The organism is Pseudanabaena sp. BC1403 (genome assembly GCF_002914585.1).
Taxonomy (GTDB): domain Bacteria; phylum Cyanobacteriota; class Cyanobacteriia; order Pseudanabaenales; family Pseudanabaenaceae; genus Pseudanabaena.
On record NZ_PDDM01000017.1, the window covers coordinates 85,682 to 112,331 of the forward strand.

Sequence of the window (26,650 nt, forward strand, 5' to 3'; positions counted from 1 at the left end):
GCTAATTACGAAGAGCGAGATAGTCAGAATATTTAAACACTTAACTTAAAATTATGACCCTTATTTAAAACTAACTTACCCAAATCAAACTTGCAACAAGCAACATAAGATATTTGGCTCAATCAAAGCAGATGTGACGCAAAGCGTCGCATCTGCTTGATTTGTCTAAGTTTATGCACTCTTAAAAAAGCGAATAATTTCTCGAACTTGTTCTAAAAATTGGCTATCGGCACTCAATTGTGCGATCGCTTGTCGAGATTCACGAGTTAAGCGATCATGATCGCGATCATTGGTTGCGCGTAAATCTTCAACATTTGCACCTAGCCGTGATAAATCTTTCCGCGTCTCATCGGCAAACTGCTCATATTTTGTCACCCAAGAATAAGGGTTTTCAGAGCTTAGCTGCTCTTTGAGTTGTTTGACTGACTCTTCTAAATTGACAAAGCGTTGCCGTAACTCCATCACGTCTTCGCGAGGATAATCAATTTGCTGTGAGATTAACCTTAAGCGTTGAGCTATATATTCATAGGCACTTATTGCAGGACGTAATACTGTTAGCAACAGCGCCGCGATCGCACCCACATAGCCGATAGTGCCAACACCACTCGATGCTAAAACATATAGAGCGATCGCCGAAATTACATGTAACCCAATCGCTAATCCTAGGGATTTTTGGGCAAGCGATCGGACATAGGGTAATTGGTTCTCATCAATGACGATTCCTTTATCCTTAGAAATTGTCGCTTGATTGAGCACTGCCTTGGACTGAAAATAAACGTTCCAAGGCACAGTGACGATTATGATCAGCCACACAAAAATGCTGGCTCCAATTACCCAATCAATAAAATTACCAAAGGGTAAATTCAACCATTGAGTCAGTCCAAATCCTGCCAGAAAGATCAGTAGCAAGGCACCAAGCCAACCAATAAAATTACCCATAGGATTCACCTGAATATAGCTGCTATTGGATTATTACAAAATACGAAAGGCGGCGCAAAGCACCGCCTTTCGTATTTTGTCTTTATAGAGATTGGAGTATCCTAGTTAGGGAATTTTTGTGGGAACTGAGCAGTTTCCACACTTAACGCTACTGTCTGACCATTGCGTTTAACTTCCATATTAATCTTGTCTCCAACAGCTCGATCTTCCACTAATTGCGTGACTTGGTCTGCCGTCAAGATTTCCTTGTCGTTAAACTTGGTGATTACATCACCGCGCTTAGCACCTGCCTTTGCCGCAGGCGAATCATCAACAACTCTAGTAATTAGAACACCTTTATCTTCGTCGATTTTAATACCAAACTCAGTGTCTTGATTGACTTGTTTCTTGACATTTGCATCAACTGTCACCATCTGAATACCAAGATAGGCGCGACTGACTTTACCACTCGCGATTATCTGTTTAGCAATTCGCTGAGCAGTTTCAATGGGAATTGCAAAACCTAATCCCTGAGCGCCTTGAATGATTGCAGTGTTTACCCCGATTACCTCACCATTTTGATTGAGCAATGGGCCACCTGAGTTTCCAGGATTAATTGCGGCATCAGTTTGAATAAAGCTAACTCGCTTATCGACTCCTATTTGACCGCTATTACGACCGATCGCACTGATGATTCCTGCGGTAACGGTATTGTCTAAGCCAAGAGGATTACCGATCGCGATCGCCCAGTCTCCTGGTTGTAAATTTTGAGAGCTGCCGATGCTCACAGTAGGCAAATTATCAGGCTTAACTTGAACAACAGCAATGTCAGTAAGTTCATCACTACCTAAGACTTTACCTTCGATTTGGCGACCATCTTTAAGAATCACAGTCACTTTGTCAGCACCACTAACAACGTGGGCATTGGTGATAATGTCACCTTCTTTGTTGATGATAAAGCCCGAACCAGTGCCGCGTTCAACACGTTCCTTTGGCATCCGACGTAGTTGATCGCCAAAAAACTGGCGAAACATGGGATCGTCCATAAATTCCTGAGGAATTTGTTGGTTACTAGCGACAGTACGTGAGGCGTTTATTCTGACAACGGCTGGGCCTGTGCGATTAACTGCCTCCACGACGTAATTACGGGGGACTGAGATCGATTTAACTCTGTCACTATCCTGTGCGATCGCAGGTGATATCGATGCAACCTGACTAACAGGGGTAATTACTGTTGTATTTGGCGATCGCACTCCAGACACAACTGCCCAAGCTCCCAAGATGACACCTAATAGCAGCATCGAAGCATAAATCAAAGGTTGCTTGTAACGAGATTTTTTATTTGAGTCTCTCATAGCTATTTCCGCGACCAATAATACCTAACATTCTACAAAAAATTTTTTATCGTGTTAATCTTTGACGCTAGACGGAAAACCGTCACTTAATTATTTAGCCACAGTTTTAAAGAATAACGCATCACCCATGAGAACTTATTTATTCTCTTCCCAGTGAATAATTAGTGGTGCTCCGCAATGCGGAGCACCACTAATTATTCACTATGTAGAAACATAAAACCCAAATATAAATAATGGCGGCACAAAGTTATTTGTATTTGGGTTTTAGACCTGTTGGGTAATAACAACTAAAATCGCTAAAACCGTTACCCAGAGATGTTTCAAGGATTTGGAGCCAAAGCCTTGAAACCTTTGTTTAGAATGGCTTACGAGGCTTTTTGAGCTTATTGCCCAACAGGTCTTTTATTTTCTGAGCAAAACTTGCATTGCTAAGCTTGGTTATAGCTTGACGACAAAACAGACAAGAGAGGGGGTGCTTAGCACCCCCTCTCTTGTCTGTTTTGTTAATTAATCTTGATGCAAAAACTTTTTGGCAAACTAAACTTAACTGCATCTTTAACGTCCCTTAACCTTTGGTTGACGGATGCAGTTTAGTATCGATCTTGTCTAGTTTAAATGCCTAGTAAACCGTAACAGATATAATCGCAGTAAGATTTCTATGATGTCTAAAAAGAGTATCAATCGCAATGTAGTCAAGTTTGTAGCTGGTGTTACACTTGCCGCAGCGCTAGCATCCTGTAGCGGTAGCACCACCCCCACACCTGGTGCAACTAGCCCCGCAGCGACACCAACAACGGCTATGAAAGACCCCGTTAAGGAGCCTGCAACAGCACCTTCTAATCTATCTGGTAACATCACCATTGATGGTTCTAGCACCGTTGCCCCAATCAGCAAGGCTGTTGCTGAAGACTTCGCAAAATCAAACCCAGGTGTAAAAGTTCCTGTAGGTACAAGTGGTACTGGCGGTGGTTTTAAGAAATTCTGTGCTGGTGATATTGATATTGCTAATGCTTCTCGTCCAATCAAAGCCAAGGAAGCTGAAGATTGCAAGAAGAATGGCGTAGAATTTGTCGAATTACCTGTTGCTGTTGATGGTCTGACTGTCGTTGTTAACAAGGAAAATACTTGGGCAAAGTGTCTTACTGTTGCTGAATTGAACACCATGTGGAGTCCCGATTCAGAAGGTAAGATCACATCTTGGGATCAAGTTCGTCCTGATTTCCCCAAAGAACCAATTGCCCTCTTTGGAGCAGGTGCTGACTCTGGCACATTTGACTACTTTACCGAAGCCGTTAATAAAAAATCTAAGGTGATCCGTAAGGATTATCAGCCTAGTGAAGATGACAACATCACCGTCAAGGGTGTTCAAGGCGGAAAAGGTGCTGTGGGCTTCTTTGGAGTTGCTTACTTTGAAGAAAATGCTAAGAAGTTGACTGCGATCGAAGTTGATGGTGGCAAGGGTTGCGTTGCACCTACTGCTGAGAATATTAACTCTGGCAAATATTCTCCCTTGTCTCGTCCTTTGTTTATCTATGTGAGCAAGAAAGCTCTAGCACGACCTGAAGTCAAGGCTTTTGCTGATTACTACTTTAAAGATCTTAAGGTCGTCAAAGAAGTTGGTTATGTTCCGCTTCCTAGCGACGCTGTGCCTAAGATCCTTGAACGTTTGAGTGCTGGTAAGACTGGGACAACCTTTATGGATGCTCCTGCTGGCGTTTCCGTAGCTGAATTGCTTGCAAAAGACTTGAAATAATTTCAAGTTAGTTTTTAGCTAAGCCCTCCTAGCATCTAAGTTAAAAATCCAAACCAAAAACTGTACCGCCCGCGCAGCGGGCGGTACAGTTTTTAGGGTTTGATATTTAATTTAATTTTGCTTAACAATATTACAGAGGGCTTTAACTTTTAATGTACTTGATGAGAAAATTTTATGACAAGTCCAGTAAATCCACCTCAGGTTGAAGATCTCGACCTTTATCAACGCCGCGATCGCAATATTAAAGAGAGTGCGATCGGCTATGCGTTGCTTTTTTGTGCTTTCGTTTCTGTACTGACTACAGTTGCGATTATTTATGTTCTTGCCTCAGAAACAATTAGCTTTTTCGGTAAAGCTAGTATTGGTGAGTTTTTATTTGGCAAAACTTTGGAAAATGGCAACTACAGCTGTAGTTGGACACCCCAGTTTGCGGAAAAAGGCTTTTGCGTTTGGCCAACAGTTAATGGCACAATCATGGTGGCTCTAATTGCCATGCTAGTCGCAACCCCTCTAGGACTAGCAACTGCTGTTTATTTGTCAGAATACGCATCACCAAGATTGAGTAAATTTTTACGTCCAGTTATTGAGTTGCTAGCTGGCGTACCTACAGTTGTGTACGGATACTTTGCACTAACAGTTGTTACCCCGATTTTAAGCAAGCTGATTCCTGGGCTGCAAGGATTTAATGCTCTTAGCGCAGGGTTGATCATGGGCGTGATGATTATCCCCACGATCGCATCAATAAGTACTGATGCAATGATCGCTGTACCAAGCTCCCTGAGAGAAGCCGCCTATGGTCTTGGTTCAACCAAAAAAGAAGTTGCCACTGGGATTGTTTTTCCAGCGGCTTTATCTGGTATTTGTGCTGCCATAATTTTGGGCATATCCCGCGCTGTGGGTGAGACGATGATTGTTGCGATCGCTGCTGGTCAAAGACCAGTTTTGACTCTCGATCCAAGAGAAACAGTTGGCACAATGACAGCCTATATTGCTCAAGTTGCCAAGGGCGATTCACGAGTTGGTAGTGTAGAGTACCAAGCCCTTTTTGCGGTTGGGATGACGCTATTTCTGATCACTCTTCTTCTTAACATTATCAGTAAGCAAATTAGCAAACGTTTCCAAGAAACCTATGAGTAACGGAATCGATATATTAGAAAATATTGACGGACAACCTAGCGAATCAAAATTTGAGCCAAAGCTCGAATCAAGACAGTTATGGGGCAAAATATTTTCCGCATTTTGTATTTTTGCAACATCTCTTGGATTGGTTGTCCTTGCATACTTAATTTATCAAGTTGTTAGTGATGGTTCTAGTCGCCTTAACTGGGATCTGTTTCAGCTATATCCATCGCGCCGTCCTTTAGAATCTGGATATAAAGCTGCAATTCTGGGTTCGGTAGCGATGCTTGCCTATGTATTGGTGTTGGTGATTCCCCTTGGAGTTTGCTCGGCAATTTATTTGGAAGAATACGCCAAGAAAAATTGGTTGTCTGAGTTAATTGAGCTAAATATCTATAACTTAGCTGGTATTCCCTCGATTATTTACGGTTTATTGGGATTAGGGCTTTTTGTCCGTGGTATTTATAGCGGTCGGGCTGTATTAGTTACAGGAATCCTTACGATTACCTTACTAATTTTGCCGCCAGTTATTGTTATTTCTAGAGAAGCAATCCGCGCTGTTCCGCAATCAGTCCGTCAAGCTTCTTATGGAGTCGGCGCAACCAAGTGGCAAACAATTCGCCATCACGTTTTACCTAGCGCTTTACCAGGGATTTTGACTGCTGTGATTATCTCAACCTCTAGAGGTATAGGCGAGACTGCGCCAATAGTTGTTCTCGGAGCTGGTACGGTTTTATTTGACCCCAAAGCTTCGCCCATCAACTTTGGAGCTTTGTTCAGTGGTAATATAGGAGGTGTATTTACCGATACATTATGGTCAAACGATAACTTCTTTTCCGTTCTCCCATACCAAATTTATGAGTGGGTTGGAGATCCGAAACCAGAATTTCAGACACTAGCTTCCGCAGGCATCGTCGTGCTTTTAGTCTTAGTTTTAGGCATGAACTTAGTTGCCATATTTTTACGCAGTCGGGCAAAGTAGTTCAAACTATTCGCAGACTAAATTCAACAAATTTGGGGTTTTACAATGAACTTAAGCAGCAATTCTTCTGGGAATCAGGCAATTTTAAAAGTAGAGGACGTTAACGTTTTCTATAGCTCCAACTCACCAGCAGTTGCGGGAGTTAACTTAGAAATCTTTAAAAATCAAATTACCGCTTTTATTGGGCCCTCTGGCTGTGGTAAAAGCACAATTTTGAGATGTTTTAATCGTCTCAATGATTTGATTGAGGGCGCAAGAGTTAAAGGATCAATTACCTTTAACGGACATAATCTTTACGATGATAAAATTGATCCTGTGGCAGTTCGTCGTCACATTGGGATGGTGTTTCAACGCCCTAATCCATTTCCAAAATCAATTTACGAAAACATCGCCTTTGGTCCTCGAATTAATGGATTTAAAGGATCTAAAAATGATATGGATGACTTAGTTGAGAAGTCATTAAGATCAGCTGCAATTTGGGATGAAGTTAAAGATAAGCTGAAAGAAAGTGGTTTAGCTCTTTCTGGCGGTCAACAACAACGTCTATGTATTGCCAGAGCGATCGCAGTGGAGCCACAGGTAATCTTGATGGATGAACCATGCTCAGCACTTGACCCGATCTCAACTTTGCGGATCGAAGAGCTAATGCAAGAACTCAAGCAAAAGTTTACGCTGGTCATCGTTACACACAACATGCAGCAAGCATCGCGATCGGCTGACATGACTGCTTTCTTTAATACTGAACTCAGCGATAGCGGTAAGCGCATGGGCAAACTAGTAGAAATTGATCGCACATCGGTTATCTTCAGCAGCCCTAAGCAAGTAGCTACTGAGGAATACATTAGCGGCAGATTTGGCTAAAGCTAAAAATCAAGATTAAGATAAGTAAAGAGAGTGCGTGGCGCTCTTTTTACTTTTTTTTGTGGCTACTAAATTTTCATGGTTTTAACAAGTACTGAATCGATCGCTGGTCAATATTGGCTATGGCGTGAACAAAAAATTTATTTTGTCAAAGCGGGAAACAATTCTTCGCGTCCACCGCTGCTATTAGTTCATGGATTTGGTGCATCAACTGATCATTGGCGCAAGAATATCTCAGAACTTAGTCAAGATTTTGAGGTATATGCGATTGATTTGTTAGGCTTTGGGCGATCGCAAAAACCTGCATGGCAATATAGTGGCAATCTTTGGCGCGATCAGCTCCATGATTTTATTACCGAAAAAATTCAACGTCCAACCGTAATTGCTGGTAACTCCCTTGGTGGTTATTCTTCGTTATGTGTAGCTGCTGATTATCCACAATCATTGGCAGGTGTGATCTTACTTAATAGTGCGGGGCCATTTACAGATACCAATCCTCTTGGGGCTAAGAAAGTAAATCCAATCCAAAAAGCGATCACCCCAGCCTTGCAGAAAGTCTTACGCCAGCCTTGGGCAAATCAATTGTTATTTAACTTCGTCCGTCAAAAATCCCGTATTCGTAGCACTTTAAAAAAAGTCTATTTAGATCAATCTGCTGTTACCGATCAATTAGTTGAAGATATTTATCGTCCTTCCTGTGATCAGGGCGCTGCACAAGTTTTTGCGTCAGTATTTAGTACACCGCAAGGCAAAAAAGTCGATGAGTTACTAGGAGCAATGAGTAGCCCATTGTTGATGATTTGGGGAGAAGGTGATCCTTGGATGAATTCCCATGCTAGGGGTGTAAAATTTCGTGAGTTTTATCCATCACTCACAGAACATTACATTAATGCAGGACATTGCCCCCATGATGAAAGTCCAGAAATCGTGAATGGATTAATTCGTGATTGGTATTTGTCTCTATAGATGACATATAAAACCAAAAGATAAGAGCGCCGCTCTTATCTTTTGGAACCAATAAACATTTTGAAAGGCTTGCTTTGCAAGCCTTTCAAAATGTTTATTGGGCTTTGTGACAGCGCAAGGCGCTGTATATTGAATGAACGAACAGAGCAAAAAATATACAATGGCAACTTGGCAATGCATTAGCAACTGTGGCGCTTGCTGTAATCTCGACCCGAAAGATCGCCCTGACCTTGCAGATTACCTCACCGCCGACGAACTTCAAAAATACTTAAGTATGGTGGGTAGCGACGGTTGGTGCATCAACTTCGATCGCCTCAACCGCAAATGTACAATCTATGAGCAAAGACCACGCTTTTGTCGAGTGGAACCTGAGACTTTCTATGACATGTTTGGCGTTGAGCCAGAAGAATTAGATGAGTTTGCGATCGCCTGTTGCGAAGAAAATATTGAGTCGATCTATGGAGAGCGATCGCTAGAACTCATACGTTTCGAGCAAGCAGTTAAATAAAAACTTAAGCCCCAAAAAAAGCAAAGTACCCACTAGGGTACTTTGCTTTTTTTGGGCTTAGTTTTTTTGTGACCCTGATCACCTGCATGTACACATGAGAGTCACATCTATCTCTAGGTATAAGTCACATCTATATCTTTGATTTCAGAGGAAACTTATTGTTATAGAGATAGTCCTAAAGAAGCGAAGATACACCAATTCAATCGCGGTTCATCATCACTTTAACGACAATTGCTTCTCTAATTTCATTACTTCTCGAAATCAATATACGCCTAGTACAAAAATCATGAGTAACAAGAGTGTCATCAGAAATCTAGTCAACCGTGCTCTTCTAGTCAAGCGTCTTACTCCTGAACTAGAGAACATGATTAATCATGAGCTTTCTGAGCAAGGCTACATTACCGATCCTGACTACGAAGCCCTAGAATATCTCATGCAAGCCGTCGATCAAGGCAAAGTCAGGCAAGTAAGCTAATAATTGGCTAATGCTCGCCAATTATTTAGACTTGATTTTAATCCTAAGGATGTAGACTAGAATTGCAAAAATTTGAAGTCTTGCTTGTATGGGTTATTTGACCTATTCGCAGCTACATAATAAATATCAATCGCTATCTCGTCGGATAGGTTATTCATTGATACTTTTTGGGATAACTGCACTGATTGCGATCGCGGTGAATGCTTGCAAGTCTGAGTCTGGGATCATTCCTGTTCTACCGCAGAATCCGAATATTCAAGTATTTTTTAATCAAAATCAAGCCGCTCGATACACCGACCCATACCGTAAAATTGAGCGGCTTGGCGACAACCTTGAAAGAGTAATGATTGATAACGTCAGTAACTCTAAAGTCAGTCTTGATATTGCTGTACAGGAATTGCGGTTACCTAATATCGCTAAAGCAATTGTCGATGCAAAATTGCGCGGTGTAAATGTCCGACTAATTCTCGAAAATAACTATAGTCGAGCTTGGAGCGAATTTACCCCTGAGCAAGTTGAGAAACTGAATGCTCGTGATCGCGATCGCTACAAAGAATTTCAAAAGTTTGCCGATATCGATAACGACGGTCGCTTAAGTGAAGATGAATTGGATCGTCGTGATGGTTTACGGCTGATCAAACTCACCAATGTTCCTTGGATTGATGATACTGCTGATGGCTCTAAAGGCAGTGGACTAATGCATCATAAATTTATGGTGATTGATGATCAGATCGTTTTATTGGGTTCAGCAAATTTCACCATGAGCGATATTCATGGTGACTTTACAAAGCCTCAGACTAGAGGTAATGCTAATAATCTTGTTCGTTTAGATAGCAAAGAACTTGCGGCGAGATTTAAGCAAGAATTTAACCTTATGTGGGGAGATGGACCAAATGGGAAGCCTGACAGTTTGTTTGGCACGAAAAAACCTTCCCGTAAAATTGATTATCTCATCGTTGGTGGAGCGCAAATTCGCCTTAAGTTTTCTCCAGATTCTGAAGATACAGCAAGAGAGCAGACGAGTAATGGCCTTATCGCTACAGCGATCGCAGGAACTAAAAGCTCTGTGGATATGGCTCTCTTTGTCTATTCCGATCAATTCATATCCACAATTCTCGAAGAGCGGCAACGGTCGAATGTACAAATTCGGGCACTAGTAGAACCTCAATTCGCTTATCGTGATTACTCGTCAACTCTTGATATGTGGGGATTTCAGTCCACCCAAGATTGCAAAACAGGCAAAAGCAGCGCATGGAAACAACCCATTAAAACCGTTGGCATTCCCAATCTTGTATCTGGAGATACGTTGCATCATAAATTTGCGATTCTCGATCGCAATTTAATTCTTACAGGTTCACACAACTGGACAAATGCCGCAAATCATACGAACGACGAAGTTTTAGTTGCCATTCAAAATGAGACTGTAGCAGCACATTATCAAAGGGAATATGATCGTCTTTATCAAGATGTGACCTTAGGCCCCACTGCAAAACTAGTAAAAGCTACTTCCAAAAGCTGCGCTGAGCGAGTAAAAAGCATTGTAAAGCCCATGATCGAAAATTATGAATTTTAATCATTACGATCGCATGGTGCTTAAGTTTTGTTAAGCTAGAGTGTCTGAAATTTTGCGCGCCAAAAATTGCGTTAATACAAATATGGTCAATCTGGTTCAAACCGTCAAACCCACCATCGCTTTCTCTCACTTGGGTTGTGAAAAGAACCGCGTCGATACTGAACACATGCTGGGCTTGTTAGTGCAAGCTGGTTATCAAGTTGATAGCAACGAAGAATTAGCAGACTATGTGATCGTCAATACCTGTAGCTTTATCGAAGATGCTCGTCGCGAATCCGTGCGGACATTGGTTGAGCTTGCCGATATGGGCAAACGCATCGTCATCGCTGGCTGTATGGCGCAACATTTTCAGCAAGAACTACTGGATGAAATTCCTGAAGCCGTTGCTCTAGTTGGTACTGGCGACTATCAAAAAATTGTCGATGTAATTGAACGTGCTGAGAAAGGCGAACGAGTCAAAGAAGTTACTCAAGTTCCTACCTATATCGCTGATGATACTGTACCTCGCTATCGCACTACCAATGAAGCTGTCGCCTATGTCCGCGTTGCTGAAGGTTGTGACTATCGTTGTGCCTTTTGCATCATTCCCCATTTGCGCGGCGATCAGCGATCGCGATCAATTGAGTCGATTGTGACTGAATGCGATCGCTTAGCCGCCGAAGGCGTAAAAGAAATTATTTTGATTTCGCAAATCACTACTAACTATGGCTTAGATATTTATGGACAGCCACGACTCGCTGAACTTTTAACCGCTCTTGGGCAAGTAGATGTACCTTGGATCAGGATGCATTATGCCTATCCCACGGGTTTGACTCCAAAAGTAATCAACGCGATGAAGTCCACACCTAACGTGGTTCCTTATCTGGATTTGCCTTTGCAGCATTCACATCCTGATGTGCTAAGAGCGATGAATCGTCCTTGGCAAGGGCGGATCAATGACAAGATTATGGAGCAACTCAAAGCCGCACTGCCAAATGCTGTGACCCGTACTACCTTTATTGTCGGATTTCCCGATGAAACTGAGGAGCAGTTTGAGCATTTACTAGAATTTGTGAAGCGCCATGAATTTGATCATGTCGGCGTATTTACGTTTTCGGCAGAAGAAGGGACACCTGCCTTTGATCTGCCCAACCAATTACCCGAAGAAGTCAAACAAGACCGCCGCGATCGCATCATGGCTGCTCAACAGGAAATTTCTTTAAAGAATAACCAGTTAGAGATCGGTAAAACCGTTGATGTGCTGATCGAGCAAGAAAATCCTGATACAGGTGAACTAATTGGGCGATCGGCAAGATTTGCTCCTGATGTTGATGGTGTGGTCTATGTTCGCGATCCCCTTGGCAAAGCAACTCTTGGCTCCATGTTTTCCGTCAAAATTACCGCCGCCGATCATTATGATCTATTCGGTGAAATAGTCTAGTAATTACCTCCAGCAGCTGTTGATCAAAATCCTCCACAAAAAGGGTTGTAGGGCGAAGCCCCGCAATGGGTTTTATATTTTTAGCTGTGGCGGGGTTGAAAGCAAATTGCTGTAAATAGTAAAAATCTAGAAGTCGGCACTGCCATTGCAACAGGAGGAGTAAGTCTCTAGAATCGCATGAGCGAGAATTGCTGCTTAAGGACTAAGGACTCGTTTTGGTATATGTAGCTACATAATTTTTAGAAAACTTATATCAAGACGAGAAAAATAACTTTTATATAACTTTTCAACTTCTTTTTACTAACCTTTATATATCTATTAATGGTTCCACAAAATAGGAAAAAGGGAATAATAGAACTCAAGAAGCAAGAAACAAGTTTGCGTTGTCAAGCAATCTGGATTCATTGCTACATCAGTTGCTAAGCCCTAGACCGTAAACTATCACTCTCTTAAAGAATCTAAAAGGAAGAACAATGGATACAATTACTAAAGTTAATCAGCTATCCTTCGACCAAGGTTTAAATAGCGAATTCGCATTTACAATTAAACTTACCAATAGCAAGTTCGACAGCCTCGAAGGAGCTGAATTTCTTGGTAAAGTTGAGTCTTGGGTTTCAGCTAACATAATGATGAACAATAAAGAAGTTCCTGTTCTGATTGTTGACATGGAAAATGTAGAATTTATTGATAGTCAAGGTTTGGAAAAGCTCTTAGCCTGTTTGAGACTAATGCAATCCCACAAAAGTAATATTCTACTTTGCTCTCAACAACCTTCTGTTCGTCTTGTATTTGAGATTACAAGAATCGATCAATTATTTGCGGTGTTCCCTAGTGTTAGCAATTTCGTAAATCGCTTTGACACTCAAAATCAAGGTTCTGAATATCTATTAGCGGCTTAGAATCAATTCAAAAAAGCACATAAAATGTTCTCGCTCTTATAACCAAAAAGCACAAGCCTCGCTCAGCGAGGCTTGTGCTTTTTGGCTATAACTTAGGACTTAAGCATCAACCAAGATTCGTAGGGGCAATTCATGAATTGCCCCTACGAATGAATAAGGCTTTCAAGTCGTTTTGCGTAAGTCCTATAACTATAACTTCTATTACTTTAACGGGAGTTCAATAGCACCATACATATACGCCGTGCGAAGCACGGCATAGATGTATGGTGCAAAACCGCAAGAATCACTCTGCGATTATTCATATTTTGCGCTTTCTTCGAGCTGACGTTACTTTAGATATGCATCAATTTTATTGGCTTCTTGCAAACTACGCTTGATGCAGTCACCTAGAGCCACACCTCCGATAAAATTGGCACTGACATAAAGTCCTTGAGATTTCTGTAATTCTGCTTCCACAATGGCAAGCCTTTCTAAATGTCCGATTTCGTATTGGGGGATCGCTTTATCCCATACATGAACTGCGATCGCTTTTGGTTCGGCTTTCGTGTCAGGTCGAAGAATTGTTTTCTTTAAATCTTGATGCACAGCGGCAATGATTTCTGGTTCCGAAAGTTTGGCTAGAGCGGGATCAAGCGTGCCGCCAATAAAGTTTAGTAATAGTTGCCAACCTTCTGGAGCACGTCCAGTAAATAGGCTCGATGACCAGATAGTGCCTAAAGTTCTTACTCCTTGAGTGCGGGGAATCAGATTGCCAAAGCCCTTCATATCATAGGCAAATTCGCTCTTAGGATAAGCAAGTACCACACAAGCAACGGTCGGATAGAAAATCTCATTCAAGGCTTGACTGGCGGCTGGCAAGTAATCTTGCAGTAATTTTGCCGTGACATAGGCTGGGGTAGCGAGAACAATCGATCGCGATGTCACAGTTTCTTCACCCGTGGGTGTATCGAACTTAGAAATATAGACTTCGCCTTGTTTTTCCAGCGATCGCAAAGTCCATTGTTGTTTGATGGCTGAACCTTGCTCTCTTAACTTGGTAGCGATCGCTTCAGGCAGCATTTTTATACCTTGACGAAATGAACCTAGTTCACCAGCTTTAGTTTTGGGAATATTCGGATCATTAATCTTTTCGGCTTTCCGTTGTTTGCTAGATAATATTGCGCCTGCGATTAACCCACCATAGGTTTCTAGACGAGCAATCTTAGAAAAGGCAGCCTTGGCACTGAGTCGCTTGGGATCGCCTGCGTATACACCTGAGATAAACGGTGCAACTAATCTTTCAACTGCTTGTCTGCCTAGCAAACGTGAAAAGAATTGATCAACGGATTCTTCTCCAGCCATGGCTGGACGCGCAAAGCCGATTGCACCTAGAGCTAGACGAATCTTGCCGCCCCAAGTCAATATTTTAGATGCGATCGCACTCGCTGGAGTCATCGGTAAGGCGTTTAACTTCCCATTTAGAAAAACGAAACGGGGTAATTTGCCATCAGCTAGCACCAATTCATCCTTGAGTCCTACCTGTACCGCTAGACGCAATAGTTCAGGAGCGGGTTGGAAACTATTTGGGCCCTCTTCCCATTGATAACCTTCGTCATTTTTGGCACTGGTTATGGCTCCACCCACACGATCCTGTGCTTCTGCTACCAAGACGCTATATTTTTTAGAGATCGCTAGTTCATGGGCGATCGTTAATCCTGAGATTCCTGCCCCAACGACAAGGACATCTATGGGTTGATTGTTCTCAGAGGGTGGCGTGATGGTCATAGCTAAAAGGACTTAGGGCAATTGAGCAATTTTTAGTCTAGTACAACTAAGCTCCTATAGCTTAGTACAGGCTTTAAAAGTCTATGAAAGCGATTGTTTTTTCAGTGCCGCAGGTTCTAAAAAAACAATCGCTTATCAAGTAGCTTTTACACTGAGTGCTGAAATAAAGCGTTTAGATAAACTTTGGCAGTACTGCGATAACTATTGGATGCATTATGGGATGAGCCGTGGCGATCGTTACCACCATTTTGCAACAGGAATAAAGATAAAGCGGCAGCAAATACGCGATCTTGATCCCAGTCAGGATGTGATTCTAGGTAACTTTTGAGGGTTTCGTGTAGTTCTTCAGGAATCTCTGCCAATATACTGACGGTCGTACTCATGCTGAAACCTCAACTTTTAAACAAGTTTGATAGAAAAGACGCAACCATTTTCAGCGGTCGGGCTTTAATTGTGCTCGTTACTTTGGCTCTTGTCAACGTAACGAAATATCAAGTTGTAATGACAAAAGCCTGAAAGTAGTTTGGTGGAATCGGTGTTTTAGGATATTTTAATTTACATATGTTTACAATAAGAGCCCCTAAAAAGTTTTCCCAAGTGAGGCGCTCATTCTATTAACGAATCCTTAACCAGTAAGGCAAAAGTATCTTTATCTATAAAAGCACCTGTGGAAAACCAATGGTTATCTGTGGAAAAAGACACAATATCTGTGGAAAAGCCTGTGGAAAACTTTTTGGTGTTTAAGTTGAAAAAAATTTTTTTCTTAATATTTATGGTGATCGCTACACAAGCAAAAAACGACATTTTACGTTTTTTGCCGTTAATGACTCAGCAATTCTAATTATGAAACCAGTTTTGGTTTTTTGAAAGCCGCAGACGCAGGAAAGCCCAAAACTGGCTTTCAAAAAAACAGTTTTTAAAATGAGAATTGCTGTTAATGGCTCAACCAATTTTCAGGAACAACTATCAATGTTGTACCTTGTCTCCTGAGAACGATTACTTTTTGCTGAGCAGCGATCGCAATTTGCGGATTATCACATCTTGCTTTCCATGAACCACCCTCATACTTGACTCGTCCAGTTTCTCCTGCGGGTATTTCTGTAAGCGTCACCCCTTCACTCGCTTCTTTAAGTTGATGTGAATCCTTAGGAATAAATCGCCTAGAAAACACAGCTAACATTGCAGAAATCAACATCCACGCCAAGATTTGTAAAGCAGGTATAGGAAAAACCAATGCGATCGCGGCTACTAACAGCGCAGCCACTCCCATTGCTCCTGCAATCAGAAAAGTTGGCAATGGAACTAGTAGCTCAACAACGCAAAGAGCGATACCGAGCAAAAGCCAAACTTGACTAGGTAGTAAGTTCATGGATTGCTTGATTTATCAGAATTGGGAATAGCTGCCGCAGGGACTACTTCTGATTTGACAATTGTGCTGCTAGGTTTGGGACTATTGATTTTTACTTTTTGAGAGTCAAGGGATTTTTCTCGTTTAAAGCGATCATCCTCTGTGGTGGATTTAATCACTTTATTGCGAGCAACTTCTACAGTTGATGGTGATTTAGGGCGATCGCTTGTGGCAGGTTCGCTAGGACTTGCATTAGTCGCTGTTGGTACAATTGAGTCCAGATTCGGAGCATTGGACAGTAGACCACCTAAACCATTGATCAAATTACGAATATTGCTGCGAATCTTTGGATCTCCTGTTATTTCATCAAGATCGGCGGTAATCTTCTTGGTATTGGCAAAAGTTGCGCGTGCGGAATCAAGGGTTTCACGCAATGAGGCGATAGTGGCAGGATTGTTTAACTCGCCCGATACTTTACGAAGATTTGCAGATGTCTCGGCGGCATTTTCAGCTAGTTGCTGCAAATTGGCGATTATCTTGCCATCATTTAATAGAGGCTTGACACTAGCTAACAGCGATCGCGCTTCATTGGAAGTAGCAGCAATACCATCAAGGGTTTGCGCTAACTTTTCGCGATTGACCTCGATCAAGTCTTGGGCACTATTTGCGACATTGCCAACCTTAGTTGCAGCACCACTAATCGCGTCTGCTGTATTGCCAAATTTAACAATTTGACCTTCAAATGTACCTACCACGCGACTCGCTGAATCCGTCAATTTTTGGATGCTTTTCGCAGTTGCTTTGGCAGCTATTAAAGTTTCATTGAGGTTGTCAACTAAATTTTGATCATTGATTTTGCGTAAGGTCGCACTCGAATCCTTAAGCAATGCAATGAAGCTCACACCGCGAATTCCTTCAATTTCGCCACCTTGACAAATAATCAGATCAGCATTGCAATCTTTAGCGATCGGATTCATCTTGGGATCAATCGCTAATTTATCTTGAGGAGGGAAAATATCAATATTGGTGTTCCCTAGAAAACCACTTTGATTGGTTTCGGCGATCGAATTCTTCGGAATAATTAATTTTGAGTTTTCGATACTTACTTGGACATCAACGCCCTCTGTTTGGGCTATCAAAGCTGTGACGCGACCTACTTCCACACCGCGAAATCTTACAACTGAGCCACTATTTAGCCCACTTGCATCGGCTATTTTGATCGTAAATGTAAACTTTGAGCTACTTAGTTGCAACCCGCGCAACCATAACAATGCGCCCCCAAAGGCAACTACTCCACCGATGATAAATAAGCCAAGCGCACCGTCGCGTAATGTTTTTCGCTGCACGAGTCTTATACCTCCCTAGTCAAAAGTTGAATTGGACCTTCAGTACTGCCACTAAAAAATTGTCTGACATACGGATTGTCAACAGTATCAATTGTACTCACGTTTCCTGCATAGCGCACCGATCCACGGTAAAGAACGATCAAGCGATCGGCTGTACGACGGATCGTGCTGTCTTGATGAGTGACGACAATATAACTATCACATACCTGTTGCTCTCGGAGCGATCGCATCAAGTCTTCGATAATCGTCGAAGCCACAGGATCAAGTCCTGCGGTGGGTTCATCATAAAGCAGCACTTTTTTTGTTTGCGTTTTCGTAGTGGGGTCGTCCATGATTGCGCGGGCAAAACTAACCCGTTTCCTCATCCCGCCTGATAGTTGGCTAGGATAGCGATCGCAGATATTTTCTAAACCCACAAGTCCAAGTTTATGTTCGACCAGTCGATAAATTTCACGGCGTGACAAACGAGAATGCTCAAATAGTGAAAAACCCACATTCTCAGCAACCGTAAGCGAATCAAATAGCGCCGCATTTTGAAACACCATACCGATGCTTACCCCATAGCCTCCTTCTTGGATATCATCTTCAGAGGAAGCAAGGTTGCCATTGATGTAGAGTTCACCTTGCTCAGGGGCAAGGAGACCGCAAATAATCCTTAAGATTGTCGATTTACCTGTACCAGAGGGCCCAATGATGGCGATCGCTTCCCCTGAATGCAAAGTTAGATCAACACCATTTAGCACAGCGTTAGAGCCAAAACTTTTGTGAATATCACGCAGTTCTAGCAAAGGCGTAACCACATTGCTACTATTTTTGATCAGAGATCGGACTGGCTCCATCGACATTTATTTCAGATTGAAAAAAATCGCTCTACAAAAAACTAACATTTTTTCAGAAACTTTTCCTAAAAAATAACTATAAACAAGCAATTTGCATTATAAAACCCAAAGATAAAGGGTGACACAAAGTGCGCTGCTAAAAAACAATTACGAGCAATTACGAGTAACCCAACTCGAAGATTGTTGTTGAGAGTGTTACAAAGCAACACTCTCAACAACAATCTTTAGTAATACCAAAATACAAAGTGGCGCAGCCATTTTGTATTTTTAAAACCCTTACAGGGTTTGGTTTTTAATTCACAGAAGTGTTGTCACACTCTTGTGAATTGGTATAAAAACTAAAAACTGGACGCGACGCAAAGCGTCGCGTCCAGTTTTTAGTTTTTGAATTACCGTAAGATAATGATGGCGATCCTAAAGCATTAATTTATGAACCTTGGCAAGCGCAATCGTTTCTCCGCTAACAAAATTACCGTCCAATTGCTACGCGAAGGCATTGTCGAGTCGGTGCACTCTTGTCAAGCAGCTGTAGTTGATACAAGAGGTCGAATTCTTTCGGCAGCAGGGGATCCTCAGACGACCACCTTTGCCCGTTCTTGCCTCAAGCCAATTCAGGCTTTACCAGTCTCTATTACTGGCGCACAGGATCGATTTAACCTTTCAGAAACCGATCTCGCCATTATTTGCGGTTCCCACCAAGGCACGATCTCTCAAGCCAGACAAGTTTTTAGCATTCTTTGGCGATGCGATGTGGAGCCAAGTGCATTGCAATGTCCAGTACCAGAATGTCAAAAAAGTCCGCTTCAGCATAATTGCTCTGGCAAGCACGCAGGCATGATTGCCATATGTAAGCAGCAAGGATGGCAGATTTCCTCCTATATGGATCGCCATCATCCTGTACAGCAACTTGCACTCAATACAATGGCAGATTTATTACATATGCCTGCCGCCGAATTTATCTGCGCCCATGATGATTGTGGAGTTCCCACTTATCTATTAGAAATTGGTCAACTTGCCCGACTCTATGCACTACTCTCATCTCATGACCAATTACATCTAGAGCGCATTACCCGAGCAATGACTAGACATCCTGATATGGTGTCTGGAAATGGTCAATTTGACACGGAGCTAATGCGCCTCAGCAATGGCGAAATCATCAGCAAATCTGGTGCGGAAGGTGTGCAATGTATCGGACGGATTGGTGAAGGATTGGGGCTAGCGATCAAAGTGATGGATGGATCTAAAATGGCAAAAACTGCGGTTTCTATCCATTTGTTAAAACAATTAGGATGGATTAATCCTACAGTTGCACAAAGTCTAGAAGAATCATTTCTTGCAGTTGGCAAATATAGCCGTCTAGAAGCTGTTGGCGAGTTGTCGATAGCATAAGAAACCTTTGATGGATGATTTATAACTAATGTTACGTGGATGGAGTTCCTACGATGGCGGAAATCTGAGTCTGGTAAGGGAGACAGCTGAGTTCCACGTAACATCAGTTATAACTAGTATCGCTGACTTTCCTAACAGCATAGCTTTTACGTTTTATAATTGCAAAAATTAGGACTAGAAAAGTGCAAATTCCTGCTAAATAGAGTGGATAACCATAGGAAGAAGGATTGTTTTGGTTAACAACTAATCCTGCAATTATGGGACCAAAGGCATTGGATATGCTCAGATATGAGGAGTTTATTCCTAAAATTGTGCCCTGTTCTTCGGGGCTAGTATTGAGGGAAATCAACGCACTAATCATCGGCTGTACGACTGAGTTTAGTAATGAGAAGAGAACGCAAACGGCGACAAAGTAATATACATCTTCCCAAATTGGCATCAAAACGAAGGAAAGACTACGGATGAATAATCCTAAAAAGAGAATCTGAACTAGTTGCAGATGTTTTGTCATTTGAGAAATGCCTAAAGTCTGCATAATTACTCCTAGCACCCCAAACAGAAAAAACATCAGAGCGAGAGCGTCACTATTCTGTTTGAGAACTATTAGAAAGTAGGGCTGAAACGCAAAGGTAAACAGCGTAAATGTCATGCCCGTTAGAAAATTAATGACCAATAAGATACCGATTTTGGGAATAAACAAGCCTGTGATCAGTTTGTCTAAGCCAATATCGAAAATATTTTGTGCTTTTTTTGCCTTAGTTTTGAGAGTTTCTGGCAGAAGGAATATTGTAAGTAGTAAAGCGATCGCAGCAATTGTTCCCGACACCAAAAAAGATGCCCCAAAGGATTTACCTAGAGGCGTATTCAATGCAACCTTCTGGGCAAGTAAACTGATTGCCGGCCCAAGAATAAAACCTAAACCAAAGGCAGCTCCATTAATACCAAAAGCTTTAGCGCGGTTTTCAGGAGTTGTAACATCAGAAATTACGGCTTGGGCAACCGAGGCATTACCACCTGTTATGCCATCAAGAAATCTGGCAAAAAACAAGACTGAGGCACTCGCTGCTGTCCCTGCCATCAGGTTTGCAATTACTGTCCCTGCTAAACTAATAATCAATAATGGCTTTCGTCCAAAGCGATCGGAGAGTTTCCCGATGATTGGAGTGGCAAAAAATTGGGCGATCGCGTAAATCGCAAATAGCAAACTAGTCTGAAAATCATCTAATTTGAACTGTCTGCCATATTGGTACAAAACAGGAATCAGAATCGTAAAACTCAGGGAGTTAATAAAAGAAATGAGGGCAATAATCCAAAATTTACGATTCATTCGCTTTGGCGATCGCATATAGTCCTTGTCTATACTACAGCTCTATCACATTTACAACAGTTTTCGAGCAACTGAACCAAAAAAACATGTGATCGCAAAGCTTACGTACATATTTTTGAGCCTAGCTGTTTTAGTATTTGTAACACTTCATAAAGCTCATTATTAGGGTTTACCAAAGAAAATAGCCGTGAATTAGCGTACTCATTTTGTGAATTCTTCAAAAACAAAAATTCATTTCCATTGGTAATCATGCCAAATGTTGGTTGTACGATTTCCGAATTACTCAACATATAAGCTAAAGCTTGTGGAATCGCTCTTGTTACTGCAAAATCACTTCGTTTTGATTCAATGACTAATAACCAAAGCTGATTTTTGATCACTAATACTTCGATCCGACCCCGAATTATTGCTTCTTCATCTTTCATCTCTAAGGCAATAGCAGTTTCTGTCTCGATCCGAAATGGCTTGTGATAAAAGCCAGCGAGATCTAACAATGGTGCAAGCACTACCATCTTCACTGTATTTTCTAGAATTGGTGGATCTTCCATCAATTCTAGAAAATTAGCTTTCACCCGATCTAATAAACGCTTATCCTCTTCACTTAAAGTTGTAAACCTATCCAACCATTCAGTAAAAAAAGCAGAATCTTGAGATAGCTGAATCCCAAAGTTTTGCTTTAATTCCCTTAGCGTTACATCTTTTGCGGCGATCGCCTGAGCCATGATGAATTGTAGGTAGAAGTAATAATCTTAATATTAGTGCAAAAACAAAATCACCAACGCGATCGCCTCCTCACTCGCTAACCAGTAACAAATAACACTAATAAATTTGATAACAGTTATTGCTATTTACTGTTATTGCGGCGAGAATATTAAAGTCAAGATTATTAGAGGGCTAGGTTTATGAATGTGTCTCTAACGCCTGAACTAGAGAGCTTTATACAGGGAAAGGTTAGTACTGGCTTGTACTATTCTGCTAGTGAGGTTGTGCGTGAGGGGTTGAGATTGTTACAGGAACGAGATCAACTTCAGCAGTTGCGTTTGCAGGAGTTACGTCAAGATATTCAGGCGGGTTTAGATAGTGGTGATGCTACGCCCCTTGATATACAGGCAGTGAAAGCAAAAGCACGGCAGCGCAAGCAACAGAAGCAGGTGTAATAATGGCAATCATTCTGAAGCGTCCGCTTGCTGAGTTGGATTTGCTGGATATTTGGGATTATATTGCGGATGATAGTCCAGATAGAGCGGATGATTTTTTAGACCGAATAGAAAGTAAGTTGTTGACTTTGGCTCAGAATTCGGGCTTGGGGCGGGAAAGACCTGAGTTATTGCCAGATTTACGGAGCTTTCCTATTGGTAATTATGTAGTGTTTTATCGGCAGATTGAGGACGGTATTGATGTGATTCGGTTGCTTCATGGTTCAAGGGATATTGAGGAAGTATTTAAACAGAACTAATGTATGGCGATCGCCCCAATCATCCATCAAATAACTCGATCGCCCAACCAGTCTATGAGTTAGCCAGTCAATTTTGAAGATCGCGTATTGAAAGGCTAAAATTGGATTATGTTATCAATAATTTATGAAAGAAATTCGATTTAGCGAACACTCTCAATTAAAAATAGATGTTTTAGCCAGTCGTAGCGTAATCATCGATCTCAATTTTGTTTTTGAGACGGTGCGATCGCCAGATAAATTAGAAACTGGAGAAGAAGACAAACTGATAGCCCAAAAACGTTTAGATGAAAGTTTAGTGCTTCGAGTTGTTTATCGAGATTTTGGCTCATTCATTTTAATCATCACCCTTTATCCAGGTAGGAGATCTAGACATGAAAAAGATTAGCTATAGCAAAGATGTTGATGCGCTCTTGATTGAAATCTCTAATGATGCGATCGCCTATGCTGAAGAGGATGGTCAAGTAATTCTGCATTATTCACCAGACGACAAGCTGGTTGTAGTTGAGATCCTAGATTTTCGCCGCTTTATGTCTAAGGAATCTGTTGCTGCGATGTTAGCTGCTTGATGATTTTTTCAGGAATCAATTGACGCGATCGCCCAATTACTCACAAAAAAAACGCGATCGCCCAATCATCGCCTCGCCCAAAATGCGATCGCCACAAGCTGTTTGATGTTATTGAGTTAGAATTATATAAACTTGGATTATGAATGAGAGTTTGAATATGCAAATACTCCTTAACGATGAGAAGACAAGAGAACTGCTTACTGAAATCTTAATTGATTTGATTAAGACTAGAAAAGAGCTTTTTACGGAAATATTCCAAGATGCATTAGAAGAGGTCGGTTTGGGGAATGCAATCGCTGAGGGTAGAAAAAATGAGTTTGTTCCTGAAGAGAATATCTTTGCGCTTCTAGATGGTGATGTTGCATGAATGTTAGGTTTGAGTCTAGGTTTGAAAAGGACTTGAAGTTAGTCAAGGATCGTAATCTTTTGACAAGGTTGAAGCAGATAATTTTGACCTGTAAGCAAGTTGAATCTGTGGGGGAAATCAATAATCTAAAAAAGATGCAGGGATATGATAGTTTTTATCGCATTCGTTTAGGTGATTACAGGGTAGGGATAGAAGTTTTGGGGAATGAAGTAATTTTTGTAAGATTTTTGCACCGTAAGGATATTTACAAGTTTTTTCCTTAAAGGCGATCGCCCAAGCATCCATCCAAAAAACGCGATCGCCCAACCACATTATCCTGTTAACAACAGTAACTTGACCTTTAATTGCTGAACCTAGAGCAGCTAAAAGATTTGATGCTAAAGGCTTTAGAGCCGCTAAACTATTTGATGGTGCTTGTAAGACCACTACCGCGATATCGAATTGAGGTATATTTTGCTGAAAAGATAAATTTCGATCAACTGTTACAAAGACATCAAACTCTTCTACGGCGAGAGCTAGAAGCTTACCATTTTTGACTCCTGCCCAGCCCATTTGCGGAACTGTTTTTACTACATAGCCAACAATTTCTCTAGTGAATCGGCGATCAATACATTCATCCAAAAGAATCCTCATATTATGCCGCCGTACTGAAAAATGTTCTTCCTAACTCTTCCAAAAAGTAAATAACTTGTTCTTTAGTCACAGTTGGAAAACCATCCAAAAAATCATCAATGGACTCTCCTGCTTTGAGATAATCCAAAAGTGTTTGTACTGGAACTCTTGTATTTGAGAATACAGTCGTACCACCCATAACATCGAGAGATCTGCTGATAAACTTTGAATCTCTAAACATAAATTTATGATATTTAGCTGCGTTTAATATTTTAGCAAATATTGATAGGTGATCTCCCAATCACCTATCTCACCCAAAGCGCGATCGCCTACCCACTCACCAAAAACACGATCGCCCAACCTCTCACTCAAAACACGATCGCCTACCCACTCACCAAAAACGCGATCGCCTAATCATCCACTCAAAAACGCGATCGCTCAATCACTCACAAAAAAGTAACAAATATCAACCTGCGAGTTTTTGACTCATATAACGATTTAAGCTAACGTTTTCTTCTGCGGCTTCCATTGCTAATCTGCGATGAAGAGATGGAGGAATACGAACTTGAAGTTTACCGCTATAGACCTTTTCGGCTATTGGTTCTGGAATCTTTTCTCCATTTGCTTCCATATCTGTTACTACATCTTTGACCAGATTTGTAATACCTTCGAGAGCATCCGAACGATTTTCATCAAGATAAGACAAACTAGGAAACTCTGCACATAATCCTGCAAATTCTTGATCTTCAACTGACCAAGTAATTTTATAGCTGTAGTGTTCATGGTTAATCATCTTTCACTCCCTCAATTTTTTCGATCGCTGCTAATACTTGTTTAACTTGATAAACTTTTGCCTTGCCATTCTTTTCTTGAATGTTAACGCGAGGGTCGCCTTGCCAAGGGGTTTTGTAGACACAATGACTCGTCCCTTGCTGTCGAGGCTCTCCAAAGTAATGATTGCAAACTTTTACTAAATCAGTGAAGTTAACATTTTGAGAATTCCTTTTTAGCTGAGCAACTATTTTTTCTACTTGTGCCATAAGGTTAGGTTTATAGTGAATATTAGTATCAATATTAATACTATGTCAAGCGATCGCCCAATCCCTCAAAAAACACGATCGCTTAATCCCTCACAAAAAACGCGATCGCCTAATCCCTCACAAAACACGATCGCCCAATCATCCACCTCACAAAAAAAGCGATCTTCAAGATTCGTTGATTAGATCAATTAAAGATTTGAGATCGAAGTACATAGTGCGATATGGAACAGAAGGAGGTAGCTCTTCCTCTGAGTTTACAAATCGAAATCCAAATTGCTCGTAAAATCCAGACGCATCATATGGTGTTTCTGGATCAGTGTCATAGAGCGCATCAACGGTCATGAATCTTATGCCTAATGTAATGACTAATTCTGTAGCTACATATTCCAAAGCCCACTCGACTAATCGGCGACCTGCTCCCTTTGCTCTTTGATCGGCAGCTAATAAGCCTATTTTTACGGCGGGAAATGTACGGTACTGGACTCCTTCTTCGGCAAGTAGTTGCTCATCTGCTTCTAACTTGTCAGCTAGGAGTGTTATATAACCTGCTAACGATTCGTTATGACGAATGATCCAACATTGACTCAATTGTGCATCAACTTCTCTTTGAATCCGTCCCTGTTTCCAGTAAGTGACAAATTCTCCTCGAACGCACCGAAAACCTTGACCTAATGATCTTAAGTCAGCATTTATCTGTTCTACTTCAGCTTCAGAAAAGTCTATGCCAGAAAACTTAGGTGTTGGCGGCATGGGTTATTTTGCGATTCTTGCGACGTTCGGCAATTCGTTTTGCTGTAGCGATCGCTGCTTCGTTAGATATGCTGCCACCAGTTTTAATTGCTAGGGCTAGTTTTTTCGCTTCGCTACCTACTACTGGTTTAGATAGGGTGTAAAAAGGGTATTTCATGTCTTCTCTAACCGTTGCTTATTCTAACTTTAGCATAATTAAGCAATAACACGATCGCCCAACCATCCACAAAAAACACGATCGCCCAATCCCTCACAAAACACGATCGCCCAACCATCCACAAAAAACACGATCGCCCAACCACTCACCCCAAAACAACGCGATCTTGATGTTATGCATTGCGCTCTTTTACTATCGCCAAACATAGCATTACGTGCATTATCCTGTCAGCTCTCGAATCATTAAATTCTTCAATTGGACTTATACCATGACATACTTTATTTCTTATATTCCAACCGCGCTGATCGGATAGTAAAATCCTCAGATAAAAAGCTATATCCTCACCAAAATATTCCTTGACTATATCATCACGAAGTAGAGCATCTAAAGTTTTAAATTTAAACCCATCATAGTTATTTTCCACTACAAGAAGTCCACCCTTTAACTCTACTAATGTACGAATAGCGGCTTCAATTTGAGGAACAAATAAATGAATTGCTGTAATATAGTCTTCTGTAAAAAAAGCTAAAATACCTTTTTCAATAATACTCTGCTTAGATTTGTCAAAAAGATGAGAGCGATAAAAAAATGCTAAGTAATCCTCGGATTTAGCATTATATTTTTCTGTCAACCTAACAAATAAATGATGCAAAATCCATGAGTTTTCACCCATGCTTTTACATAGCTGGCTTACATCAAAATCACTAGGATCAGTCATTTTTGCTATAGGTATTCCTCTATGATCGTATGACACAATAGTAGATGAAGCAGTAAGGAATGAAAAATAAATAACTTATGCATTTCAGTTATTTTGAGGAATGGCTCTATAATTCCATTTAGGAAGATATTCATCAAAAATG

Annotated in this window: 34 protein-coding genes and 1 pseudogene; 19 read left to right on the plus strand and 16 right to left on the minus strand. The window is 41.3% G+C overall.

Annotated elements, in window-relative coordinates; all coding sequences use genetic code 11:
- Window positions 1-171: 171 nt before the first annotated feature.
- Both CQ839_RS15860 and CQ839_RS15865 read right to left on the minus strand, forming a co-directional pair.
- Entirely contained in the window at window positions 172-939 is a 768-nt protein-coding gene (locus CQ839_RS15860; RefSeq protein ID WP_103669260.1) for a hypothetical protein, read from the minus strand.
- 101 nt (window positions 940-1,040) lie between these two features.
- Window positions 1,041-2,273, minus strand: a complete 1,233-nt coding sequence (locus tag CQ839_RS15865; RefSeq protein ID WP_103669261.1) for an HhoA/HhoB/HtrA family serine endopeptidase — start codon at window positions 2,271-2,273, stop codon at window positions 1,041-1,043.
- A gap of 658 nt (window positions 2,274-2,931) precedes the next feature.
- On the opposite strand from CQ839_RS15865, the gene CQ839_RS15875 reads away from it, so the two are divergent.
- The 10 genes from CQ839_RS15875 (at window position 2,932) to CQ839_RS15920 (ending at window position 12,829) form a co-directional block, all read left to right on the plus strand.
- The gene (locus CQ839_RS15875) at window positions 2,932-4,026 is read left to right on the plus strand and encodes a phosphate ABC transporter substrate-binding protein PstS family protein (protein WP_258040756.1); all 1,095 of its coding nucleotides are present in this window, start codon (window positions 2,932-2,934) and stop codon (window positions 4,024-4,026) included.
- A 174-nt stretch (window positions 4,027-4,200) separates the two neighbouring features.
- On the plus strand, window positions 4,201-5,163 hold the full coding sequence (gene pstC / locus CQ839_RS15880) for a phosphate ABC transporter permease subunit PstC (protein ID WP_103669263.1): 963 nt from the start codon (window positions 4,201-4,203) through the stop codon (window positions 5,161-5,163).
- Window positions 5,156-6,127, plus strand: a complete 972-nt coding sequence (pstA, locus tag CQ839_RS15885; protein WP_103669264.1) for a phosphate ABC transporter permease PstA — start codon at window positions 5,156-5,158, stop codon at window positions 6,125-6,127. The genes pstC and pstA overlap by 8 nt, the downstream gene beginning before the upstream one ends.
- A gap of 45 nt (window positions 6,128-6,172) precedes the next feature.
- The gene (pstB, locus tag CQ839_RS15890) at window positions 6,173-6,988 is read left to right on the plus strand and encodes a phosphate ABC transporter ATP-binding protein PstB (RefSeq protein ID WP_103669265.1); all 816 of its coding nucleotides are present in this window, start codon (window positions 6,173-6,175) and stop codon (window positions 6,986-6,988) included.
- Window positions 6,989-7,066: 78 nt separating this feature from the next.
- Complete coding sequence (locus CQ839_RS15895) at window positions 7,067-7,954, plus strand: alpha/beta fold hydrolase (protein ID WP_103669266.1); 888 nt, start codon at window positions 7,067-7,069, stop codon at window positions 7,952-7,954.
- Between the two features lie 160 nt (window positions 7,955-8,114).
- A complete protein-coding gene (locus CQ839_RS15900; protein WP_103669267.1) occupies window positions 8,115-8,462 on the plus strand; it encodes a YkgJ family cysteine cluster protein in 348 nt (115 codons plus the stop codon).
- Window positions 8,463-8,748: 286 nt separating this feature from the next.
- A complete protein-coding gene (locus CQ839_RS15905) occupies window positions 8,749-8,937 on the plus strand; it encodes a hypothetical protein (RefSeq protein ID WP_103669268.1) in 189 nt (62 codons plus the stop codon).
- A gap of 88 nt (window positions 8,938-9,025) precedes the next feature.
- Window positions 9,026-10,510, plus strand: a complete 1,485-nt coding sequence (locus CQ839_RS15910) for a phospholipase D-like domain-containing protein (protein ID WP_103669269.1) — start codon at window positions 9,026-9,028, stop codon at window positions 10,508-10,510.
- 82 nt (window positions 10,511-10,592) lie between these two features.
- Entirely contained in the window at window positions 10,593-11,930 is a 1,338-nt protein-coding gene (rimO, locus tag CQ839_RS15915; RefSeq protein ID WP_103669299.1) for a 30S ribosomal protein S12 methylthiotransferase RimO, read from the plus strand.
- A gap of 473 nt (window positions 11,931-12,403) precedes the next feature.
- Window positions 12,404-12,829: an STAS domain-containing protein gene (locus tag CQ839_RS15920; RefSeq protein WP_103669270.1), complete on the plus strand. Its 426-nt coding sequence runs from the start codon at window positions 12,404-12,406 to the stop codon at window positions 12,827-12,829.
- A 327-nt stretch (window positions 12,830-13,156) separates the two neighbouring features.
- Here the strand turns inward: CQ839_RS15920 and hemG are convergent, their stop codons facing one another.
- The 5 genes from hemG to CQ839_RS15950 all read right to left on the minus strand — a co-directional run bounded on the left by hemG (window position 13,157) and on the right by CQ839_RS15950 (window position 18,126).
- Window positions 13,157-14,593: a protoporphyrinogen oxidase gene (hemG, locus tag CQ839_RS15925; RefSeq protein ID WP_103669271.1), complete on the minus strand. Its 1,437-nt coding sequence runs from the start codon at window positions 14,591-14,593 to the stop codon at window positions 13,157-13,159.
- Between the two features lie 146 nt (window positions 14,594-14,739).
- The gene (locus CQ839_RS15930) at window positions 14,740-14,976 is read right to left on the minus strand and encodes a DUF2811 domain-containing protein (protein WP_103669272.1); all 237 of its coding nucleotides are present in this window, start codon (window positions 14,974-14,976) and stop codon (window positions 14,740-14,742) included.
- 551 nt (window positions 14,977-15,527) lie between these two features.
- Window positions 15,528-15,962 (minus strand): NfeD family protein, encoded by a 435-nt coding sequence (locus CQ839_RS15940; protein WP_103669274.1) that lies wholly within the window; start codon window positions 15,960-15,962, stop codon window positions 15,528-15,530.
- The gene (locus tag CQ839_RS15945; protein ID WP_103669275.1) at window positions 15,959-17,287 is read right to left on the minus strand and encodes an MlaD family protein; all 1,329 of its coding nucleotides are present in this window, start codon (window positions 17,285-17,287) and stop codon (window positions 15,959-15,961) included. Before CQ839_RS15945 ends, CQ839_RS15940 begins: the two co-directional genes overlap by 4 nt.
- 5 nt (window positions 17,288-17,292) lie before the next feature.
- Window positions 17,293-18,126 carry an ABC transporter ATP-binding protein gene (locus tag CQ839_RS15950; RefSeq protein WP_103669276.1) on the minus strand — a complete coding sequence of 278 codons (834 nt, stop codon included), beginning with the start codon at window positions 18,124-18,126 and terminating at the stop codon, window positions 17,293-17,295.
- A gap of 429 nt (window positions 18,127-18,555) precedes the next feature.
- On the opposite strand from CQ839_RS15950, the gene CQ839_RS15955 reads away from it, so the two are divergent.
- Entirely contained in the window at window positions 18,556-19,515 is a 960-nt protein-coding gene (locus CQ839_RS15955; protein WP_103669277.1) for an asparaginase, read from the plus strand.
- Window positions 19,516-19,618: 103 nt separating this feature from the next.
- Here the strand turns inward: CQ839_RS15955 and CQ839_RS15960 are convergent, their stop codons facing one another.
- Window positions 19,619-20,842: an MFS transporter gene (locus CQ839_RS15960; protein ID WP_103669278.1), complete on the minus strand. Its 1,224-nt coding sequence runs from the start codon at window positions 20,840-20,842 to the stop codon at window positions 19,619-19,621.
- A gap of 101 nt (window positions 20,843-20,943) precedes the next feature.
- A complete protein-coding gene (locus tag CQ839_RS15965; RefSeq protein ID WP_103669279.1) occupies window positions 20,944-21,564 on the minus strand; it encodes a type I restriction endonuclease in 621 nt (206 codons plus the stop codon).
- 180 nt (window positions 21,565-21,744) lie between these two features.
- Between CQ839_RS15965 and CQ839_RS15970 the strand changes: the two genes are divergently transcribed.
- From CQ839_RS15970 to CQ839_RS26050, 6 genes are all read left to right on the plus strand, one after another.
- The gene (locus tag CQ839_RS15970) at window positions 21,745-21,999 is read left to right on the plus strand and encodes a type II toxin-antitoxin system ParD family antitoxin (protein ID WP_103669280.1); all 255 of its coding nucleotides are present in this window, start codon (window positions 21,745-21,747) and stop codon (window positions 21,997-21,999) included.
- Between the two features lie 2 nt (window positions 22,000-22,001).
- The gene (locus CQ839_RS15975) at window positions 22,002-22,298 is read left to right on the plus strand and encodes a type II toxin-antitoxin system RelE/ParE family toxin (RefSeq protein WP_103669281.1); all 297 of its coding nucleotides are present in this window, start codon (window positions 22,002-22,004) and stop codon (window positions 22,296-22,298) included.
- 124 nt (window positions 22,299-22,422) lie between these two features.
- On the plus strand, window positions 22,423-22,683 hold the full coding sequence (locus tag CQ839_RS15980) for a DUF4258 domain-containing protein (RefSeq protein ID WP_103669282.1): 261 nt from the start codon (window positions 22,423-22,425) through the stop codon (window positions 22,681-22,683).
- Window positions 22,670-22,864 carry a DUF2283 domain-containing protein gene (locus CQ839_RS15985; protein WP_103669283.1) on the plus strand — a complete coding sequence of 65 codons (195 nt, stop codon included), beginning with the start codon at window positions 22,670-22,672 and terminating at the stop codon, window positions 22,862-22,864. The genes CQ839_RS15980 and CQ839_RS15985 overlap by 14 nt, the downstream gene beginning before the upstream one ends.
- 157 nt (window positions 22,865-23,021) lie before the next feature.
- The gene (locus CQ839_RS15990) at window positions 23,022-23,231 is read left to right on the plus strand and encodes a hypothetical protein (RefSeq protein WP_181016217.1); all 210 of its coding nucleotides are present in this window, start codon (window positions 23,022-23,024) and stop codon (window positions 23,229-23,231) included.
- A complete protein-coding gene (locus tag CQ839_RS26050) occupies window positions 23,228-23,494 on the plus strand; it encodes a type II toxin-antitoxin system RelE/ParE family toxin (RefSeq protein WP_103669284.1) in 267 nt (88 codons plus the stop codon). Before CQ839_RS15990 ends, CQ839_RS26050 begins: the two co-directional genes overlap by 4 nt.
- A gap of 55 nt (window positions 23,495-23,549) precedes the next feature.
- On the opposite strand, the pseudogene CQ839_RS26055 reads toward CQ839_RS26050, so the two are convergent.
- Together CQ839_RS26055 and CQ839_RS16005 are read right to left on the minus strand one after the other, a co-directional pair.
- A pseudogene (locus CQ839_RS26055) lies at window positions 23,550-23,864 on the minus strand (DUF5615 family PIN-like protein); the annotation flags it as partial.
- A gap of 1 nt (window position 23,865) precedes the next feature.
- The gene (locus tag CQ839_RS16005) at window positions 23,866-24,084 is read right to left on the minus strand and encodes a DUF433 domain-containing protein (RefSeq protein ID WP_103669285.1); all 219 of its coding nucleotides are present in this window, start codon (window positions 24,082-24,084) and stop codon (window positions 23,866-23,868) included.
- A gap of 41 nt (window positions 24,085-24,125) precedes the next feature.
- Here CQ839_RS16005 and CQ839_RS25735 point away from each other — a divergent pair, with 41 nt between their 5' ends.
- Window positions 24,126-24,257: a hypothetical protein gene (locus CQ839_RS25735; protein WP_258040758.1), complete on the plus strand. Its 132-nt coding sequence runs from the start codon at window positions 24,126-24,128 to the stop codon at window positions 24,255-24,257.
- Between the two features lie 52 nt (window positions 24,258-24,309).
- Here the strand turns inward: CQ839_RS25735 and CQ839_RS16010 are convergent, their stop codons facing one another.
- Window positions 24,310-24,636 carry a type II toxin-antitoxin system HicB family antitoxin gene (locus CQ839_RS16010; RefSeq protein WP_103669286.1) on the minus strand — a complete coding sequence of 109 codons (327 nt, stop codon included), beginning with the start codon at window positions 24,634-24,636 and terminating at the stop codon, window positions 24,310-24,312.
- On the minus strand, window positions 24,629-24,883 hold the full coding sequence (locus tag CQ839_RS16015) for a toxin HicA (protein WP_103669287.1): 255 nt from the start codon (window positions 24,881-24,883) through the stop codon (window positions 24,629-24,631). The genes CQ839_RS16010 and CQ839_RS16015 overlap by 8 nt, the downstream gene beginning before the upstream one ends.
- A gap of 15 nt (window positions 24,884-24,898) precedes the next feature.
- Here CQ839_RS16015 and CQ839_RS25175 point away from each other — a divergent pair, with 15 nt between their 5' ends.
- Window positions 24,899-25,066, plus strand: a complete 168-nt coding sequence (locus CQ839_RS25175; protein ID WP_181016218.1) for a hypothetical protein — start codon at window positions 24,899-24,901, stop codon at window positions 25,064-25,066.
- Here CQ839_RS25175 and CQ839_RS16020 read toward each other — a convergent pair.
- From CQ839_RS16020 to CQ839_RS16025, 3 genes are all read right to left on the minus strand, one after another.
- The gene (locus CQ839_RS16020; protein ID WP_103669288.1) at window positions 25,049-25,633 is read right to left on the minus strand and encodes a GNAT family N-acetyltransferase; all 585 of its coding nucleotides are present in this window, start codon (window positions 25,631-25,633) and stop codon (window positions 25,049-25,051) included. The genes CQ839_RS25175 and CQ839_RS16020 overlap by 18 nt on opposite strands.
- A complete protein-coding gene (locus tag CQ839_RS25180; protein WP_181016219.1) occupies window positions 25,617-25,790 on the minus strand; it encodes a hypothetical protein in 174 nt (57 codons plus the stop codon). The genes CQ839_RS16020 and CQ839_RS25180 overlap by 17 nt, the downstream gene beginning before the upstream one ends.
- A 172-nt stretch (window positions 25,791-25,962) precedes the next feature.
- On the minus strand, window positions 25,963-26,508 hold the full coding sequence (locus tag CQ839_RS16025; RefSeq protein ID WP_103669289.1) for a DUF4209 domain-containing protein: 546 nt from the start codon (window positions 26,506-26,508) through the stop codon (window positions 25,963-25,965).
- Window positions 26,509-26,650 lie beyond the last annotated feature (142 nt).